The following is a 17,158-nucleotide window of genomic DNA, read 5'->3' as shown; positions in this document are numbered from 1 at the left end:
CCCCGACCATTCGGGGCTTTTTTTCGTCAGCGATTTAATCGTTGGGCAAAGGCATCTCATCATCGTCCGGAATGCCGTCGCCATGCGCAGGCTCGGGTGGCACTACCATCGGGCGCGCCAATGGATCACGTAGCGGACTTTGCGGGTCCATCACCGGGTCTGCATCGTCATCAGGTGTTGTCGGCACGCTGTCGGGATGTTGGTCATCGAAACTCGAATCGGTAGACATAGTCACCTCACCACAATTTATGGTTTCAAATCAGCGAGAGGGTCGTAAGGCTTGGCGGGCGACTTCCCCTCCTCGCCAGGTTTGATATCTTTCGGCGTTTTGGCAGGCCCGATGGGGTCGACCTGAGGGTCGGCAAGGTCCGGCGAATCAGGATCGAAACCCAACTCATCGCCTGAAGAGTGCTCTGAAGAGTGCGGGCCTTCAGGGGTATTTGAATGTGCCATGAGTGCCTCCTTGGACTGGCCCGGCTAAAAATCCGGGCCTTATACCTCAGAGGTTTGCCGCGCCTGGCCGTGCCCTGCAGATGACGAACGGCAGCTTAATGGGCCGTCAACGCCTGCTTCGCGCGCGCGGCTGCTTGTTCCTGACCGGCCTGAGCCAGGTCATTTGCAGCCTTGAGCCAACGCTGCTGATCGACATTGGCCGGAATCTGCTTTGGATTTTGAATCAATACCGCCCATCCACCGGCGTCCTTGAACGCTGATTCGAACGAACTGAAACTCATCAATTGCCGATGATTCATCCCCGCGCGTAACAGCACAGTCTGCTTTTGGCGGTTATACCCGGAGAGAATGGCGTAGCGCGGCTCCGCCCAGAATGCCGAACCCTCGGTAAAGCGCACCATCACCGGATAACCAGCAGCCACCTGAGTCAGCAGCGCCGGCAAATTGCTGTCGAGCGGGTAAACGACCATGCCGTATTCGCGAGCCAGGTTCTGCATGTTCTGTTGCAACTGGGCCTCGCCTCCCGGCAAGTGCAGCGGCTTATCCAGCAGGCCTGGCGTAATCACGATACCCTGTTGCGACAACATACTGGCCAGTACTTGCGGCCCACTTTGATTGGCGACGCCCCGGTAGAACCTGCCGCTGAGCTCGACACGCTCCGGCAGCCGTTTGACTTCAGGCGAAACGCTGCCGGCACAGCCAGCCAAACCTGCAACGCAGCCGACAATCAGCGCCGCCGTAAGAATTCGGGAAAATACCTGCACCATCATTACTCTCTTGTTGAGGCGCCGGGCATCCACACCCCGGCTTGGCTGCTGATCATAGGATGCCGCGCAGCAGCGGTATAGCCTTAACTCGCAGTTCGCCTCATTCAATAGAGCGAACTGATTGATGACAGTCGACCTTTGGTCAATAGCCTGAAACATGCCAGCAACTAGACTGTCAGTTGAAAAGAGTGTCCGCCCGCGGCAGGGCAAAGAGGAGGCATCGATGAGCCTGACAATGACGGTAGTAATGTTGATTTCCGGCTGGCTGGCCGTTGCCGCCGCCATGTTGTGGGGAGTCCTGCGAATTGCTCGCCGGCACCACCCTCCTGTTCAAGCAGCGTCCACAGCGCAAAACATCAAAGCGAACGCCCGGACCGCCACGGCGCACTGACTTCAACGGCGAAAAGTCCCAATAAAAAAGGCCGCCCGGGCTGACGAAAGCGCGGGCGGCCGTTTTTGTTATGGGTCAAGCTTCAGCGGGGATGCGCTTCTGCTTGGCCTTGCGGGACAGCATATTCAACACTTCGATCGCGGCCGAGAACGCCATCGCGGCATACACGTAACCTTTAGGAACGTGAGCACCGAAGCCTTCAGCGATCAGCGTCATGCCGATCATGATCAAGAAGCCCAGCGCCAGCATTACCACGGTCGGGTTGTCGTTGATGAACTTGGCCAAAGGATCAGCCGCCAACAGCATCACCAGCACCGAGACCACCACCGCGATAATCATGATCGGCAAATGCTCGGTCATGCCGACAGCCGTAATAATGCTGTCGATGGAAAACACCATGTCCAGCATCAGGATCTGGCCGATCGCCGCAGCGAAACCGAGTGTCACAGCCGATGTAGCCGACTTCGGATCTTCGGGTGCCGGGTCCATGCTGTGATGAATCTCGGTGGTCGCTTTCCACAACAGGAACAGACCACCGGCAATCAGGATCATGTCCTTCCAGGAAAACGCGTGGCCGAGGAGTTCGATCACCGGTGCCGTCAACTGGACGATAAACGCGATGGTACTCAACAACGCCAGACGCAGGATCAACGCCATGCCGATACCAATGCGGCGAGCCTTCTGCCGATGTATTTCCGGCAGCTTGTTGGTCAGAATCGAGATGAAGATCAGGTTGTCGATACCCAGCACGATTTCCATCACCACCAAGGTCGCCAGGGCAACCCAGGCGGTGGGGCTTGCAGCAAGTTCTAAAAGATATTCCATGGGTCAGTCCTGACTCGTTGAAGACGGTTTAAATTTCCTGGGACGAAGAATCGGTTTTCTCTTTTTCTTCTTCCGGTTGTTCTTTCTTGCTGATCAGGCCGACCGTGGCATCGCTGATCGCTTGCTCGGCAGCTTTATGCGTATCGTCAATCGCTTGTTTAGCGGTTTCGGTAGCTTTTCCTACCAGTTGCTGGGCGCTTTTTCAACCTGGTCGCAACCGGCCAACACTATTAAAGAAGTAATCAGTAATGCCGTGGCTTTAAATTTCATGACGCAATCCTCGATAGAACGGACAGGGCCGATTTGATGGCCCGTTGATAGCGACGCATTCTAGGGAGACAAACACTTCAGGAAAATTCGTATTTTTAGCGGTTATACTTCGGTTTTCACGAACTGTAGGTCCTCATGCTTAATTACCGTCAGTTGCATTATTTTTGGGTGGTCGCCAAAACCGGCAGCATCGTGCGCGCCTGCGAGCAATTGAACCTGACGCCGCAGACCATCAGCGGGCAGATTTCGTTACTCGAACAAACTTACAGCATCGAGTTATTTCGCCGTGTTGGGCGCCAATTGGAGCTTACAGAAGCCGGGCGTCAGACGCTGACCTACGCTGAGCAAATGTTTCAGCTGGGGGGCGAACTGGAGTTGATGCTGAGGGCGCAGCCCAATGAACAGCAAATTCTGTTCAGGGTTGGCGTAGCGGACGTGGTGCCCAAATCCATCGTTTATCGGCTGATTGCACCGACCATGGAATTGAGCGAACCGCTGCGCATCACGTGTCGCGAGGACAAATTGGAGCGGTTGCTCGCCGACCTGGCGATCCAGCGTCTGGACCTGGTGATTTCCGACAGCCCGATGCCGTCGCACCTGGACATCAAGGGTTACAGCCAGAAGCTGGGAGAATGTGGAATCAGCTTTTTCGCCACCGCAGAACTGGCCGCGCGCTACGGCCAAGACTTTCCTCAATGTTTGCACGGTGCACCGCTGCTGATTCCGGGCCCGGAAACCGTAGTGCGCAGCCGTTTGCAACGCTGGTTTGCCGAGCAGCAGATTCAGCCGCGCATCGTCGGTGAGTTCGACGACAGCGCGCTGATGCAGGCTTTCGGGCAATCCGGCAGCGGGATTTTCATTGGTCCGAGCGTGATTGCCGATGAGGTCAAGCGCCAATGCGGCGTGGAGTTGATAGGCCGGACGGACGCCGTGACGGAATCGTTTTACGCGATTTCGGTAGATCGCAAGGTCAAGCACCCGGGCATTGTCGCCATTACCGAAGGTGCCCGACGCGAGTTGTTTACCGAAATATGAAGCGTCAGGCGCAGATTTCGCGCGGTTTGAAAGTCATCAGCGCCATCGCCAACAGGATTGAGGCCAGGATGAAAGCGGCAGCCGTGAAACCCAGGCCCTCAAGACCCACACTGTCGATCACACGACCGCCGATCATTGCGCCCAGGCCGATCCCCAGGTTGGCACCGGCAATGTTCAAAGACGCAGCAAAGGCTGGCGCCTCGGGTGCGGCCTTCATCAAACGCACATGGCTGACCAGAAACAACGCCGCCTGAGTGACACCCCAGATCCCCATTGCCGCTGTCAGCCCGAGTGGCGAATGTATGTTGGGCACCAACGACACCATGCCGGTGATCATGAACGCGCAGAACATCATTGAGGCAATCAGCGGATGGCGATCTACCGCACGACCGCCCAACGAGTTGCCGATCAGCCCCACCGCACCGAAGCCCATCAGGCACCAGCCGACTAACGTGCCGTTGAACCCGGCCAGTCGCTCAAGGATGTCTGCCAGATAGGTGTAAACAGTGAACATGCCACTGAACACCAGCACCGACAGCAACACATGCCCCAGCATCAGCGGGCTGCGCAAGATCTTGAACTGCGAGCGGAAGCTCACCTGATGTTGGTGCAAGCTGGTTTTCGGCAGGTAGATAAACAGCAGCAATGCCTTGGCAAACGCGATGACCGCCAGAATCCCGAACGCACTGCGCCAGCCAAAGGCATCGGACATCAGCGTGCCTACCGGAATACCGAACACCGTGGCGCACACAATCCCGAAACCGATCTTGGCAATCGCGCGGCCGGCGTATTCCGGGCCGACGATGTCGACCGCTGTCTCACTGGCCAACGCCCAAAACACCGGAAGTCCTAATGCCGGCACGAGCCTGGCGAAGGCCATCACCCAGATATTGGGCGCAAAAGCGGCCAGTGTGTTGGCCAGGCCAAACATGATCAACACCGAGATAAATAGCTTGCGGCGTTCGAAGCGGGCGAAATAGGCGGTCAGAAACGGCCCGAAAGCGGCAACGGTAAACGCGAACAGGGTCACCAGCAAACCCGCTTGGGGGATGCTCACTTCCAGGTCTCGAGCAATTGCCGGCAGCAAGCCAACGATGACGAACTCCGTGGTCAGCACCGTGAAACCGGCGGCCGACAACAGAATAATGGGCAACAGCATGCACAACTCCAAAAAACGACGACAGCAGTGTTAGCCCGGAGGCCCACTGGCAGAAGATTAAAATGAGGATGGCGAATCTTAACAGAGTGTTTCCAATCAGAGTTGCACGAACCTGCTTATCTCGAGGGCCCGACGGGTGGCAGATCGCCACAGCCGCAAAGATACGAACGGTGCTGTGATAAAGTCCGCGCCCTATAAATTTGTACCCCTGCTCACCGGCCAGTCATTGCAATGATGTCGCAACGCTGCCCGCCCCAAACAATCAGAGATAGCGCTTTATGACTGTTTCATCCCCTTCCCCATGGCAACGCTTGACACGCCTGAGCCTCGTCACGCAGATCGTCATCGGCCTGATCGCCGGGATTGCCTTGGCACTGGTCGCTCCGGACGTGGCGAAATCCACTGCGTTTATCGGCAAAGTGTTCGTGTCGGCACTGAAAGCCGTTGCACCGATTTTGGTGTTCGTCCTGGTAATGGCCTCCATCGCCAACCATAAGCATGGCCAGGAAACCCACATCCGCCCGATTCTGTTCCTTTATTTGCTCGGCACGTTCGCCGCAGCGGTGGTCGCGGTGGTTGCCAGCATGCTCTTCCCGTCCACGTTGGTGTTGTCCACCCACGACGTTGCTGTGAGTGCACCGGGCGGCATCAGTGAAGTGCTGCAAAGCCTGCTGCTGAGCGTGGTCGATAACCCGGTCAGCGCTTTGATGAACGCCAACTTCATCGGCATTCTGGCCTGGGCAATCGGCATGGGCGTCGCTATACGCCATGCGGGTGAGGCCACCCGTGAAGTGCTGGGCGACTTGTCGAATGGCGTGACGCTGATCGTGCGTCTGGTGATTCGTTTTGCGCCACTGGGCATTTTCGGCCTGGTGGCTTCCACTCTCGCCACTTTCGGTTTCGGCGCGTTGATCGGTTACGCGCACCTGCTGGCCGTGCTGCTGGGCTGCATGCTGTTCGTGGCGCTGGTGATGAACCCGATCATCGTGTTCTGGAAACTGCGTCGCAACCCGTATCCGCTGGTGCTGACCTGCCTGCGCGAAAGCGGCATCACCGCGTTTTTTACCCGCAGCTCGGCGGCAAACATTCCGGTCAACCTGGAACTGAGCAAGCGCTTGGGCCTGCATGAAGACACCTATTCGGTGTCGATCCCGCTCGGCGCCACCATTAACATGGCCGGCGCGGCGATCACCATCACTGTGCTGAGCCTGGCGGCCGTGCATACGCTGGGCATTGCGGTGGACATTCCGACCGCCATTTTGCTGAGCGTCGTCGCGGCGATTTGTGCCTGTGGCGCTTCAGGTGTCGCGGGCGGTTCGCTGTTGCTGATACCGCTGGCGTGCAGCCTATTTGGCATTCCGAGTGAAATTGCCATGCAGGTAGTGGCGGTCGGATTCATCATTGGAGTGCTGCAAGACTCCGCCGAAACCGCGCTTAACTCATCCACTGATGTGTTGTTCACGGCTGCCGCGTGCCTGGGCGAAGAAGCAAAAGCCGAACGCATGGCTTGAAAAAATCGTTTGCCCGACCATAAAAAAACCCGCCAAGGCATCAGCCTTGGCGGGTTTTTTGTGCGTGTGACGTTTAGAACGCGCCCATGAAATCGCGCTTGCCCACTTCCACACCGTTGTGACGCAGCAGCGCGTAAGCGGTAGTGACGTGGAAGAAGAACTGCGGCAGGCCGTAGGTCAGCAAGTAAGCCTGGCCGGTGAAGCGTTTTTCTTTCGGCGTGCCCTGACGGGTGATGATCTCGATGCCTTCCTTGCCTGCGATCTGCTCAGGCTTGATCTCGCCGATAAACGCCAGAACCTTGGCCAGCAGTGCTTGCAGATCGGCGAAGGTGGTTTCGGTGTCGTCATACTTCGGCAGTTCGATCTCGGCCAGACGCGCTGAAACACCCTTGGCGAAATCAACAGCGATCTGCACCTGACGCACCAGCGGGAACATGTCCGGGTACAAACGCGCTTGCAGGAAGGCATTCGGGTCGATGTTCTTGGCCGTTGCGTGGGCTTCAGCTTTGTTCAGAACGTCGCTCAGGGCGGTGAGCATTTGCTTGAAAACCGGGATAGAGGCGTCGTACAGGGAAATGGTCATGGCAGTCTCGTGTTGTGACAGGAGGGAAACGTGGGGCGATTATAGCCGTGGGAGCCGATCGTGAAGCGGACTTTTAAGGCTTCTTTTGCTCATGAAAAAAGCCCGGCGCCCACCGTCAGTGAGCGCCGGACTCGAGCCGGCGGCCTGTTTCTAAGCGGGCTGTAAAATTTCATCTAATAAAATGATACAAGTGCGGCGTCGACGCGTCCAAACGTCAACGCCTGAGTGAATTTTTTAATAACCACCGAGCGGTGTCTCATTTGGCAGACCAAGGGATTCGGGATAATCTCTGATCAAATCCCCTACTGATCTTCAGGCTAATGACCCGCACAGACTTCTCTTTAGACATTGAAGCCATCCGCAGTATTGATGCTGTGCCGGTTATTCTCAGTATGGTCAAACACTTGACCGGAATGCGCTTCGCCGCTGTAGCGAGGGTTACCGAGCAAAACTGGGTCGCCTGCGCCGTCGATGACTCCATAGAGTTCGGCTTGAAACCGGGCGGCGAGCTGGTGCTTGAATCGACCATTTGTCATGAAATTCGCCAGCACAAAAAACCTGTCATATTTGGCCAGGCCAGCGCCCACCCGATTTTTTCACTGCATCACACGCCTAAAACGTATGGCTTGGAGAGTTATGTCTCCATTCCCATCATTCAGGCCAACGGCGAATTTTTCGGCACGCTGTGTGCCATCGATTCTGTTCCGGCCAATCTCGACGAAACCACCATCGCCAAAACGCTCACGCTTTTCGCGCAGTTGATTGCCATGAGCCTCGACACCCAGCGCAATCTGGAGGCGACCAAAGCGGCGTTGGTCAGTGCTAACGAAAACGCGAGGCTGCGCGAACAATTCATGGCGGTATTGGGTCACGACCTGCGAACCCCGCTCAGCGCTATCCGCATGAGCGCAGATCTGCTGGAAACCAAAACCACAGACAAGCGCTCGTTGAACCTGATTTCGGCAATTCGTAACAGCTCGACACGCATGGGCGTCCTGATCGAAAACGTGCTCGATTTTGCCCGTGGGCGAATGGGTGGAGGAATTCCGGTCAAGCGCCAGTTAGTCGATGACTTATCGAACACGCTGCGTTCGACGTTTGATGAAGTTCAAGCGTCGTACCCGCGGGCTAACATGGTGCTCGCGCTGGATGTGCCGGCTGGCGTGCATTGCGACTCACTGCGTATCAGCCAGTTGCTGTCCAACCTCCTGGGCAACGCCGTCACCCATGGTGCGGCTGGAACGCCGATCCATGTTCGAGCATTTGCCGAAGATGATGAAATTGTGATCTCGGTAGCCAACCAAGGCCCGCCAATTTCAACGCAATTGATGCCATTGCTGTTCGAGCCGTTCACTCGCTCCGAAGCAGGGCAACGCGGCGAGGGCCTGGGATTGGGACTTTACATCGCCTCGCAAATCGCCAATGGGCATCACGGAAGTTTGAGCGTCACCTCGACGCTGGAATCGGGAACATGCTTCGTTGCAAGGTTTCCGGCTCGATTCAAATGGCTATGAATTGGCGTTTTTCGCCAAATCCGACAGCCAATTAGGGATAGAAAAAACATGAGCACCGAGCAAGACGCACCCTTCGAAGAGCCAAGGCTCAGCAGCGCGGAAATCCGCATCCTGGGCTCATTGATCGAAAAACAGGCCACCAGCCCGGAAACCTATCCGCTGACGCTCAACGCACTGGTGATTGCCTGCAATCAAAAAACCAGCCGTGAGCCGGTGATGAACCTGACCCAAGGGCAAGTCGGCCAAAGCCTGCGTGCCCTTGAAGGTCGTGGTTTTACCAAACTGGTGATGGGCAGCCGTGCCGATCGTTGGGAACATCGGGTCGACAAGGCGCTGGAGCTGGTTCCGGCGCAAGTCATTCTGACCGGGCTGTTGTTTCTGCGTGGCCCGCAAACCGTCAATGAGCTGCTGACCCGCAGCGGCCGCATGCATGACTTTGAAGATGCCGAACAAGTTGTGCATCAGCTCGAACGCCTGATCGCCCGCGGTCTGGCGCTGCTGATACCGCGCCAGTCTGGCCAGCGCGAAGATCGGTATACGCATGCCTTGGGCGATCCGGCAGACATCGAAACCATCATCGCGGCGCGGCACAACCCGGCAGAACGCGGTTCAGGCAGCGGCGTATCAGTAGAACGCATTGAAGAACTTGAAGCGCGGATTGCTGCCCTGGAAGAGCGCTTGTCTCGGCTGGAGTAATTAGCTCACACACCACGTAGCAGTGGGCGCAGCCTCCCAGGCTGGACAGCTGCTACGTCATTCTCCGTCCCAATAATCCACACCATCGGCTTGCCGGGCGACTGCGACGAAGCCGCTGGCATTGCCGCTGGCGTCGATCTTGACGTCGTCCATCACTGCATATTTACCCGAATCCGGGTATTCACATATTTCCGGGGATTGTTGGGTGCTGACCGCCAGGTAACGCAACTCGACAAGGCCGGTGTTGATGATCTGGTGGGCCGCTTCAGGACCACCCGGCGGGCAGGCAATGACATCACCTGCGCGAATCGGAAAACGTTCGGCCCCCAAGCGCACCTGCCCTTCTCCGGCCACGATGTAAAACATCTCCTCGTTGACCCGATGGCTATGAAACGGGCTACCGCGCATGCCCGGCTCCAGCACATACAGGCGATAGCCCAACTTCTGCGCCCCCAACTGCTTGCCAACACGGGCCAGACGCTGTTGATATCGGCCAGCCGTTTCGCCGGTCGGCGCCAACGCTTCAGGCAACGGTTCGAGTTGGACTTGATCCAGATTGAGAATACGCGGATGCATGAGCACCTCGGTCAGTTTCGGGCGAACGCAACAGCGTTCTGGAATTGTTCCTGGGTCGGCCGCACGCCGGTGTACAGCACAAATTGCTCCAGCGCCTGGATCGCGATGACCTCCAGCCCGGTAATCACTCGTTTACCGTGCGCTCGACCGTGAACGATCAGCGGTGTTTCCGATGGAATGGCCACCACGTCAAACACCGTCTCGGCCGCTTCGATGGCGTCTGCGGCGAAAGCCAGTTGATCGGCTTCGGGACCGCCAGTCATGCCGATCGGTGTCACGTTGATCAGCATCTTCGGGCGTCGGTCGCCCAAGTCTGGCTGCCATTGGTAGTTTAGCGAATCAGCCAACGCCCGGCCTGCTTGCTCATTGCGGGCCACGATCAAACCGTCTTCATAGCCGCCATCGCGCAAAGCGCTTGCCACAGCCTTGGCCATGCCGCCGCTGCCACGCAGGGCGAACGTTGAATCCTCGGGCACTTGATGGGTTTCGAGCAGTTGGGCGATGGCGATGTAATCGGTGTTATAGGCCTTCAGGTGGCCGTCGGTGTTGACGATCGTATTGATGGATTGAATAGCGGCAGCCGATGCATCCAGCTCATCAACCAGCGCAATGCACGCTTCCTTGAATGGCATCGACACCCCGCAACCGCGGATACCCAAGGCGCGAATGCCACCCACGGCACCCGGCAGGTCCTGGCTGCTGAAAGCCTTGTAATAGAAATTCAGGCCCAATTGCTCATACAGATGGTTGTGAAATCGCAGGCCAAAATTGCCGGGGCGTCCGGAAAGCGACATGCACAGCTGGGTGTCTTTGTTGGGGTTCATCTGCATGAAATATCTCCTTCAATAGCACTTTCGGATGGACGGGATTAGCCATTCCATCCTGTTCTGTTCGATCATAAGCACCTGTAAACGCGAGGTTTCGCAGGCCGGTAAGGAAGTCGGTACAGACCTTACACAAAATTTACCTAGCGGCCGTGCCGATTTTAAAAAAAGCGCTGTCTTAGATGTATCCCCGCGATAATCCTTGGGTCTATTGCAGATTCGAGCGCCGGGTTGAACAACGAGGAATTATCATGATCCGTAAACTTCCTGTCTTAGCTTTGCTGATCGGCGCATTAGCGGTCGCCGGACAGGCGCAAGCCGGTGGTTACTACTATCACGGCGGTGGTTATGGCCACGGCGGCGGTTGCTGCTGGGGTGGCGGCCACGCTGGCTGGGTAGGACCGGCCGCTGTCGGTGCAGTACTCGGCGCTGTGGTCGCGGGATCTGTGTACGCAAACTCAGGTCCACGTACGGTTTACGTACAGCAACCGGTCTATGTGCAGCCGCAGCCGGTCTATGCACCACCACCGGTTTACTACCAGCCACCGCCTCCACCGGTTTATTACCAACCACCGGGCTACTACGTTCAGCCGCGTTACTAAGGCTCAACTCAGTAGCACCAGGCTCTGAATGCAACAGGCTCCGCCGCAAGGCGGGGCCTGTTTTCGTTTGAAGGGCTCAATATCGGCGGTCATAAAGCCAAGTCTCACTTACATCAATGACCACTATCGAAAGCGTTGATTATCCGTAAAGGCGACGGGTCCGTAAGGTAGCTCCATAGATTAACGGAGGTACTTATGTCCCAGGTTCAAATCATGTCTGTTATCGGTAGTGCCGTTCCCGCACCCCTTCGGGCGGCAGGATTGCTCGCCTGCTGGTACCTGGTGCAGGACGGGGAACCGATCAGCGGTCCACTGACCTCGCTCCCCGCAGCTCAAGCACTGTCGCAACGTATCGACACCGGGCGACTCAACGCTTAAGGCAACTGCACGCGAGGTTTGGTTTCGCTGAAAATTGCCCAGCTGGACATGAACAGCGCAGCGATCAGCGGCCCGATGACAAACCCGTTCAGGCCAAAAACCGCCATGCCGCCCAAGGTCGAGATGAGGATCATGTAGTCCGGCATTTTGGTGTCCTTGCCGACCAGTACCGGACGCAGGACGTTATCCACCAGCCCGATCACAAACACGCCGAACAATCCCAACACCACGCCTTGCCAGATCGCCCCGGTCAACAGGAAATAAGCCGCCACCGGCCCCCAGACGATGCCCGCGCCCACCGCTGGCAACAGCGACAGAAACGCCATCAGCACCGCCCAGAGCAATGCGCTGGGAATGTCCAGAAACCAGAAAATTCCGCCGCCCAATGCGCCCTGTGTCACCGCGACCAGCAAATTGCCCTTCACTGTCGCCCGAACCACACGATTGAACTTGAGCTGCAAGCGCCGCTTTTGATGTTCTTCCAATGGCACCGCAGAGCGCATCCTGCGCGCCAGGTCGGCACCGTCTCGCAAAAAGAAGAACAACAGGTACAACATGATGAAAAAACTGACGATGAAATCAAACGTGCCCTGGCCAAAACTGAACGCTTGAGTGGCCAATACCTGGCTGCCCGTCATCGCGCTCTTTACCAGTTTTTCTCGCAGGCCATTCAACTCACCCATGCCAAACCGGTCCATCAAGTGCTGGAAGTACGGCGGCAAGCTGTGTTTGAACTGGGCCACGTAGCTCGCAATGTCCAGCTCGCCACTTTCGATATTTTTGTAAAGCATGGCGCCTTCCTGCACCAGCAACACGCTGATGATGATGACCGGCAGAATCGCGATCACCAGGCACACGCTGAGGGTGCACAACGACGTCAGGTTGCGCTGCCAGCCAAACTTCAGTTGCAGGCGACGCTGCAGCGGCGCAAAGACAATTCCGAGGATCACCGCCCAGAACACCGCGCCGTAGAAGGGAAGCAAAATCCAGATAAAAGCGATGGTCACCAAAAACAGCAGTATCACCAGCGACTTGTTGTGCAGGGTCTTTTCGTTCATGTCCGATCCATGTCAGTCCGCAAGGGCACGTGCTCTTCCAAAAAAGAGCCGTCCTGATGCTTAGTCCGCCACGGTTCGCGCGAGTGCCATCCGTTGGTTCATCAAGCATAGATCCTGTTAAAAAAACCCTGGGCGCAAGCGGCTTACTTGATCGACACTGCCATGACCGCTCGACTGCGCGGCTATGCAAACTCCTCCCGCAACATGGTCACAAACGCTTCTCGCGCCGGGTGAACCCCGGCGTTTTCATGCCAGTAAAAAAGGTTATCGATTGCCGTCAGCTCGGAAAATTCATACCCCGCGCACCCGGCGCCCTTGGCGTATTGATCAAAAACGCCTTTAGGCACCAGGGCCACGCCCGCCCCGGCGCTGACGCAGCCAACGATCGCGCCGTAACTGGCCAGGCTGACGATCGGCAATGCCTGCCCTTGACGCAATAACCAATGCTCCAGCGCCGCCCGATAAGGACAGCCCTGCGGCCACATGAACACGGTTTTGTCCTGTAAATCGGAAATGTCACGTATCGGTCCAAATGACGTCGAGGCGATCAATAGCAACTCTTCGCGATACATCGGCGTGCGCTTGAGCTGAGCGCGCTCCACGTCCACTGCGACAATCGCGCCGTCCAGCCGATGGTTGAGTGTGTCATCAAGCAATTGCCCCCAGGTGCCGGTGGTCAATTCCAATGCCACGGCCGGGAAGCGCTTGTGGAACTTGGCCAACAGGCGTGGCAGGCGACCGGTCGCCGACGATTCGATGGCGCCGATTCGCAGCGGGCCGCGGGGTTCTGCTGAAGGGTCGACAGCACGTTTGGCTTCAACAGTCAGCGCGAGGATTTTCGCGGCATACTTCAGAAACGTCTGGCCTGCCGGACTGATTCGCAATCCCCTGCCCTCACGCAAAAACAGCGCAACGCCCAGTTCCGCTTCCAGTGCCTTGATGCGTGCCGTGATGTTCGATGGCACGCAGTGCAGGAATTCGGCGGCCCGGGCGATGCTGCCAAGGTCGGCAACCGTTTTGAACATGCGAATCTGAGCCAACTCCATACATCACCCAAAGTGAACAGTTGACGCATTATAAGTCAGTTGTGGCGAGCAGTTGCTGTTCTGATACTGCAGGCATCCGCCCACAGGTGTCCGACCATGCAGCCGCTTACGCCCTCGAAGACACACCCCTTGAAAATCATCTTGGCCATGGCGTTTGTCGTGGCGTGCTGGGGGTTCTCCCCGACCGGTATTCATATCGGCTTGCAAGCCTACGATCCCGGGCATCTGGCACTGGTGCGGTTTCTGCTGGCGTCAGTATTCATGGCGATATTTGCTGCGCTCAAGGGCATAAGCCTGCCGCGTCTGCGAGATATGCCAATGCTGGTGCTGCTTGGTTTTTTCGCCGTCAGCCTGCATCACGTCGCGCTGAATGCTGGCCAGCAAAGCGTCAGCGCCGGCGCATCCAGTGTGCTGGCGCAATCAACGCCTTTGTTCAGCACACTGCTGGCACGATTCGTTTTCCAGGACCGTGTCAGTACGTGGCGCTGGGCCTGCGTTTTCCTGGGGTTGATCGGCGTGATCACCGTGGTGGCTGGCGATCACGGACTCGGGAGCATCGACGCCCATGGTTTGCTGATCTTGTTGGCCGCTGTCTCCTGGAGCATCTACTTTGCGCTGCAAAAGCATCACTCACGACGTTACGACGGCCTGACGCTGGTGTGTTACACCGTGTGGTCGGGCACGCTGTTGCTGTTGGTTTACCTGCCGGGACTGGCCCGCGAGGTGGTCAGTGCGCCAATTCACGTGCAATGGACGGTTATGATTTTGGGGGTGTTTCCCAGCGCACTGGCTTATCTGGCCTGGGCGTTTGTGCTGGCGCACGTGGACCTGAGTCGGGCCACCATGACCCTGTATCTGATCCCGCCGACCGCCATGGCAATCGCTTCTTTTGCATTGGCCGAGCAGCCGACCGTGTGGGTGGCAATCGGTGCCACAGTGATATTGATCAGCGTGTTGGCGTTGAATCTGGAACCCACACGCCTCACCAGAACCGCGATGAACACTTAAAAAAACCCGGCGCACTGGCCGGGTTCTTTTTTAGCGCATGTCGTCAGACAGCGGAGTTTCTTCATCCGCCGCGGGCATGTCTTCGTCCGCCGTTGGGTCCTTCCAGTCTTCAGGGCGCTCCTTGTCGGTACCGGCGGGGTCGTGCGAAGGATTGATACCGGGTGGAGCATCGTGATCCATTGCGTTAGCCATGACGCACCTCGTTGATGAGGTCCAGCAAATCTGGGCCGTACTGTTTGGAAGCGCGCGAATGAATGGCGTGCTATCGAGGAGACCAGCGGTTAGATTTGGCGGGGTTATCATGGGCCCAGTCAAAGACTTCGCCATAGCCTGGCGGTCTAGCCTATTCACACACTCATGAAAGTGACTCGATCATGCGCAACGTAACACTCAGCAGCGCCATCTCCTGCGCAGCCTTAGGCCTATTCATGGCCAGTGGCTCCTGCCTGGCCGCGAACCAGGCCGATACCCCACTAACGGCCGTTGTGAACGCGGCCGTATTACCCGTCATGAAGGAACATCACATTCAGGGTGTCGCCGTCGCCATTACCCAAAACGGCCAATCGAATTACTTTAACTACGGCGTTGCATCGAAAGAAACGGGTAAAGCAGTGACCCAAGACACCCTGTTCGAGATTGGCTCGGTCAGCAAAACGTTCACTGCAACCCTTGTCGGCTATGCGCAAGCGCAGGGCAAATTGTCCCTCGCGGACACCGCAAGCAAAATACTCCCCGAGTTGCGTGGCAGCGCTTTCGACAACATCAACGTACTGCAACTGGGCACCTATACCGCCGGCGGCTTGCCGCTGCAGTTCCCTGACGAGTTCGATGCACCCGAAAAAATGCTCGGTTACTTCAAACAGTGGAAACCGCAATACGCCGCCGGTACTCATCGCTTGTATTCGAACCCGAGCCTGGGACTGTTTGGTTATCTCGCCGCCAAAAGCCTGGGCCAGCCGTTTGATCAGGTGATGGAGCAAACGCTGCTGCCCGCACTGGGTCTTTCGCACACCTTCCTTAAAGTGCCTGCCGATCAAATGAGTCTGTACGCGCAGGGTTACAACAAACAGGACGCGCCAGTTCGCGTCGGACCAGGCGCGCTGGATTCGCAGGCGTATGGGATCAAGACCAGCTCCGCCGAGCTGATCACCTACGTCGAAGCCAACCTGAAACCCTCGAAACTTGCACCACCATTGCAACAGGCAATAGCCACGACTCACACCGGTTATTACACCGTTGGCGAGATGACTCAGGGCCTTGGATGGGAGATGTACAAATACCCGGTCACCCTCGACACATTGCTGGCCGGCAATTCGACAGAGATGGCGATGCAGGCGCAACAGGTTCAATGGCTGAAACCGGCACAACCTCAACCCAATGAGGTACTGATCAACAAGACCGGTTCCACCGGTGGTTTTGGCACCTACATCGCCTATGTACCGTCGAAGGACATCGGCATCGTGATCCTGGCCAACAAAAACTTCCCCATACCCGACCGGGTCAAAATCGCCCACACAATCCTGAGTGCGCTCACCCGATAAGGCTGCCGCCCGACATCGCTTGTTTGAACTAGGCTAAGGACCGCGCAGTCATCCCTCTTACTGACCCTCAAGAGCGAGCCTCCATGAAAATCGATCTGTCCGGCAAAACCGCCCTCGTCACCGGTTCCACTCAAGGCATCGGTTTTGCCATTGCCAAAGGCTTGGCCGAGGCCGGCGCAAGCGTGGTCATCAATGGTCGCAAGCAAGATGCAGTGAATGCAGCTGTGGCCAAGATCAAACAGGCACAACCTGCTGCGACCGTGCGTGGTATCGCCGCGGATGTCGGCACGGCGAGCGGTTGCAAGGAAGTGGTCGCGGCCCTGCCCAAAGTCGATATTTTGGTGAACAACGTCGGCATTTACGGTCCACAGGACTTTTTCGACACGGACGATGACGTCTGGGAACAATTCTTTGAAGTTAACGTGATGTCGGGCGTGCGCTTGTCCAAAGCCTATCTGCAAGCCATGGCGGAGAGCGGTTGGGGCCGGGTGCTGTTCATTTCTTCGGAATCGGCACTGAACATCCCGGCAGACATGATTCATTACGGTTTTACCAAAACTTCCAACCTGTCGATCTCGCGCGGCCTGGCCAAGCGCATGGCGGGCACCGGGGTAACGGTGAACGCGATTCTGCCGGGGCCTACATTGTCCGAAGGGCTGCAAGGCATGCTCAAGGATGAGCAGCAAAAACTTGGATTACCGATGGAAAAAGTCGCTGCGGACTTTGTCATGGCAAACCGTCCCAGCTCCATTATTCAGCGGGCGGCCAGCATGGAAGAAGTGGCTAACATGGTGGTTTACGTGGCGTCGCCTCAGGCATCTGCGACAACGGGCGCAGCGCTGCGGGTTGATGGCGGTGTCGTCGACACCATTGCGTAGCCTGTGAAGCAGGTGTGTGGCGAGACAAAACAGAACTCGCCAC

Annotated in this window: 20 protein-coding genes; 9 read left to right on the top strand and 11 right to left on the bottom strand. The window is 57.1% G+C overall.

The genetic code is table 11. The annotated features are described in order from the left end of the window. Positions 1-34 precede the first annotated feature (34 nt). The 4 genes from ACQR3R_RS23035 to ACQR3R_RS23020 all read right to left on the bottom strand — a co-directional run bounded on the left by ACQR3R_RS23035 (position 35) and on the right by ACQR3R_RS23020 (position 2,436). Positions 35-229, bottom strand: a complete 195-nt coding sequence (locus tag ACQR3R_RS23035) for a hypothetical protein (RefSeq protein ID WP_428275680.1) — start codon at positions 227-229, stop codon at positions 35-37. Positions 230-246: 17 nt separating this feature from the next. Beyond that, entirely contained in the window at positions 247-453 is a 207-nt protein-coding gene (locus ACQR3R_RS23030) for a DUF6021 family protein (protein WP_428275678.1), read from the bottom strand. A 95-nt stretch (positions 454-548) separates the two neighbouring features. After that, the gene (locus ACQR3R_RS23025) at positions 549-1,505 is read right to left on the bottom strand and encodes a peptidase C39 family protein (RefSeq protein ID WP_428275676.1); all 957 of its coding nucleotides are present in this window, start codon (positions 1,503-1,505) and stop codon (positions 549-551) included. 181 nt (positions 1,506-1,686) lie between these two features. After that, the gene (locus ACQR3R_RS23020) at positions 1,687-2,436 is read right to left on the bottom strand and encodes a TerC family protein (protein ID WP_428275674.1); all 750 of its coding nucleotides are present in this window, start codon (positions 2,434-2,436) and stop codon (positions 1,687-1,689) included. Positions 2,437-2,841: 405 nt separating this feature from the next. On the opposite strand from ACQR3R_RS23020, the gene nhaR reads away from it, so the two are divergent. Further along, on the top strand, positions 2,842-3,741 hold the full coding sequence (gene nhaR / locus ACQR3R_RS23015) for a transcriptional activator NhaR (protein WP_428275672.1): 900 nt from the start codon (positions 2,842-2,844) through the stop codon (positions 3,739-3,741). Between the two features lie 4 nt (positions 3,742-3,745). On the opposite strand, the gene ACQR3R_RS23010 is transcribed toward nhaR, so the two are convergent. Next, positions 3,746-4,900: an MFS transporter gene (locus ACQR3R_RS23010; protein ID WP_428275670.1), complete on the bottom strand. Its 1,155-nt coding sequence runs from the start codon at positions 4,898-4,900 to the stop codon at positions 3,746-3,748. 278 nt (positions 4,901-5,178) lie between these two features. On the opposite strand from ACQR3R_RS23010, the gene sstT reads away from it, so the two are divergent. Next, positions 5,179-6,411 (top strand): serine/threonine transporter SstT, encoded by a 1,233-nt coding sequence (sstT, locus tag ACQR3R_RS23005; RefSeq protein WP_428275668.1) that lies wholly within the window; start codon positions 5,179-5,181, stop codon positions 6,409-6,411. A gap of 73 nt (positions 6,412-6,484) precedes the next feature. Here the strand turns inward: sstT and ACQR3R_RS23000 are convergent, their stop codons facing one another. Further along, positions 6,485-6,994 (bottom strand): DUF1993 family protein, encoded by a 510-nt coding sequence (locus ACQR3R_RS23000; protein WP_428275666.1) that lies wholly within the window; start codon positions 6,992-6,994, stop codon positions 6,485-6,487. A gap of 320 nt (positions 6,995-7,314) precedes the next feature. Here ACQR3R_RS23000 and ACQR3R_RS22995 point away from each other — a divergent pair, with 320 nt between their 5' ends. Then, positions 7,315-8,508, top strand: a complete 1,194-nt coding sequence (locus ACQR3R_RS22995) for an ATP-binding protein (protein ID WP_428275664.1) — start codon at positions 7,315-7,317, stop codon at positions 8,506-8,508. A gap of 48 nt (positions 8,509-8,556) precedes the next feature. Beyond that, on the top strand, positions 8,557-9,204 hold the full coding sequence (locus tag ACQR3R_RS22990) for a DUF480 domain-containing protein (protein ID WP_428275662.1): 648 nt from the start codon (positions 8,557-8,559) through the stop codon (positions 9,202-9,204). 57 nt (positions 9,205-9,261) lie between these two features. Here ACQR3R_RS22990 and ACQR3R_RS22985 read toward each other — a convergent pair whose 3' ends face one another. Beyond that, positions 9,262-9,780, bottom strand: a complete 519-nt coding sequence (locus ACQR3R_RS22985) for a cupin domain-containing protein (protein ID WP_428275660.1) — start codon at positions 9,778-9,780, stop codon at positions 9,262-9,264. Positions 9,781-9,791: 11 nt separating this feature from the next. Next, positions 9,792-10,610 carry a shikimate 5-dehydrogenase gene (locus tag ACQR3R_RS22980; protein WP_428275658.1) on the bottom strand — a complete coding sequence of 273 codons (819 nt, stop codon included), beginning with the start codon at positions 10,608-10,610 and terminating at the stop codon, positions 9,792-9,794. Between the two features lie 245 nt (positions 10,611-10,855). Here ACQR3R_RS22980 and ACQR3R_RS22975 point away from each other — a divergent pair, with 245 nt between their 5' ends. Beyond that, the gene (locus ACQR3R_RS22975) at positions 10,856-11,206 is read left to right on the top strand and encodes a hypothetical protein (protein WP_428275656.1); all 351 of its coding nucleotides are present in this window, start codon (positions 10,856-10,858) and stop codon (positions 11,204-11,206) included. A gap of 195 nt (positions 11,207-11,401) precedes the next feature. Continuing rightward, positions 11,402-11,584, top strand: a complete 183-nt coding sequence (locus ACQR3R_RS22970) for a hypothetical protein (RefSeq protein WP_428275654.1) — start codon at positions 11,402-11,404, stop codon at positions 11,582-11,584. On the opposite strand, the gene ACQR3R_RS22965 is transcribed toward ACQR3R_RS22970, so the two are convergent. Further along, a complete protein-coding gene (locus tag ACQR3R_RS22965; RefSeq protein WP_428275652.1) occupies positions 11,581-12,642 on the bottom strand; it encodes an AI-2E family transporter in 1,062 nt (353 codons plus the stop codon). The two genes, ACQR3R_RS22970 and ACQR3R_RS22965, sit on opposite strands and share 4 nt — an antisense overlap. 182 nt (positions 12,643-12,824) lie before the next feature. After that, entirely contained in the window at positions 12,825-13,688 is an 864-nt protein-coding gene (locus tag ACQR3R_RS22960; protein WP_428275650.1) for a LysR substrate-binding domain-containing protein, read from the bottom strand. 129 nt (positions 13,689-13,817) lie between these two features. On the opposite strand from ACQR3R_RS22960, the gene ACQR3R_RS22955 reads away from it, so the two are divergent. Next, positions 13,818-14,696, top strand: coding sequence for an EamA family transporter (locus ACQR3R_RS22955; protein WP_428275648.1), 879 nt, complete (start codon positions 13,818-13,820; stop codon positions 14,694-14,696). A 30-nt stretch (positions 14,697-14,726) separates the two neighbouring features. Here ACQR3R_RS22955 and ACQR3R_RS22950 read toward each other — a convergent pair whose 3' ends face one another. Then, positions 14,727-14,888: a hypothetical protein gene (locus ACQR3R_RS22950; RefSeq protein ID WP_428275646.1), complete on the bottom strand. Its 162-nt coding sequence runs from the start codon at positions 14,886-14,888 to the stop codon at positions 14,727-14,729. A gap of 182 nt (positions 14,889-15,070) precedes the next feature. Here ACQR3R_RS22950 and ampC point away from each other — a divergent pair, with 182 nt between their 5' ends. Beyond that, on the top strand, positions 15,071-16,237 hold the full coding sequence (gene ampC, locus ACQR3R_RS22945; protein ID WP_428275644.1) for a class C beta-lactamase: 1,167 nt from the start codon (positions 15,071-15,073) through the stop codon (positions 16,235-16,237). An 83-nt stretch (positions 16,238-16,320) separates the two neighbouring features. Further along, on the top strand, positions 16,321-17,115 hold the full coding sequence (locus tag ACQR3R_RS22940; protein WP_428275642.1) for an SDR family NAD(P)-dependent oxidoreductase: 795 nt from the start codon (positions 16,321-16,323) through the stop codon (positions 17,113-17,115). Positions 17,116-17,158: the final 43 nt, after the last annotated feature.

The organism is Gordonia sp. IEGM753 (assembly GCF_050321825.1).
Lineage (GTDB): Bacteria > Pseudomonadota > Gammaproteobacteria > Pseudomonadales > Pseudomonadaceae > Aquipseudomonas.
This window is presented reverse-complemented; position numbering and strand designations above follow the sequence as displayed.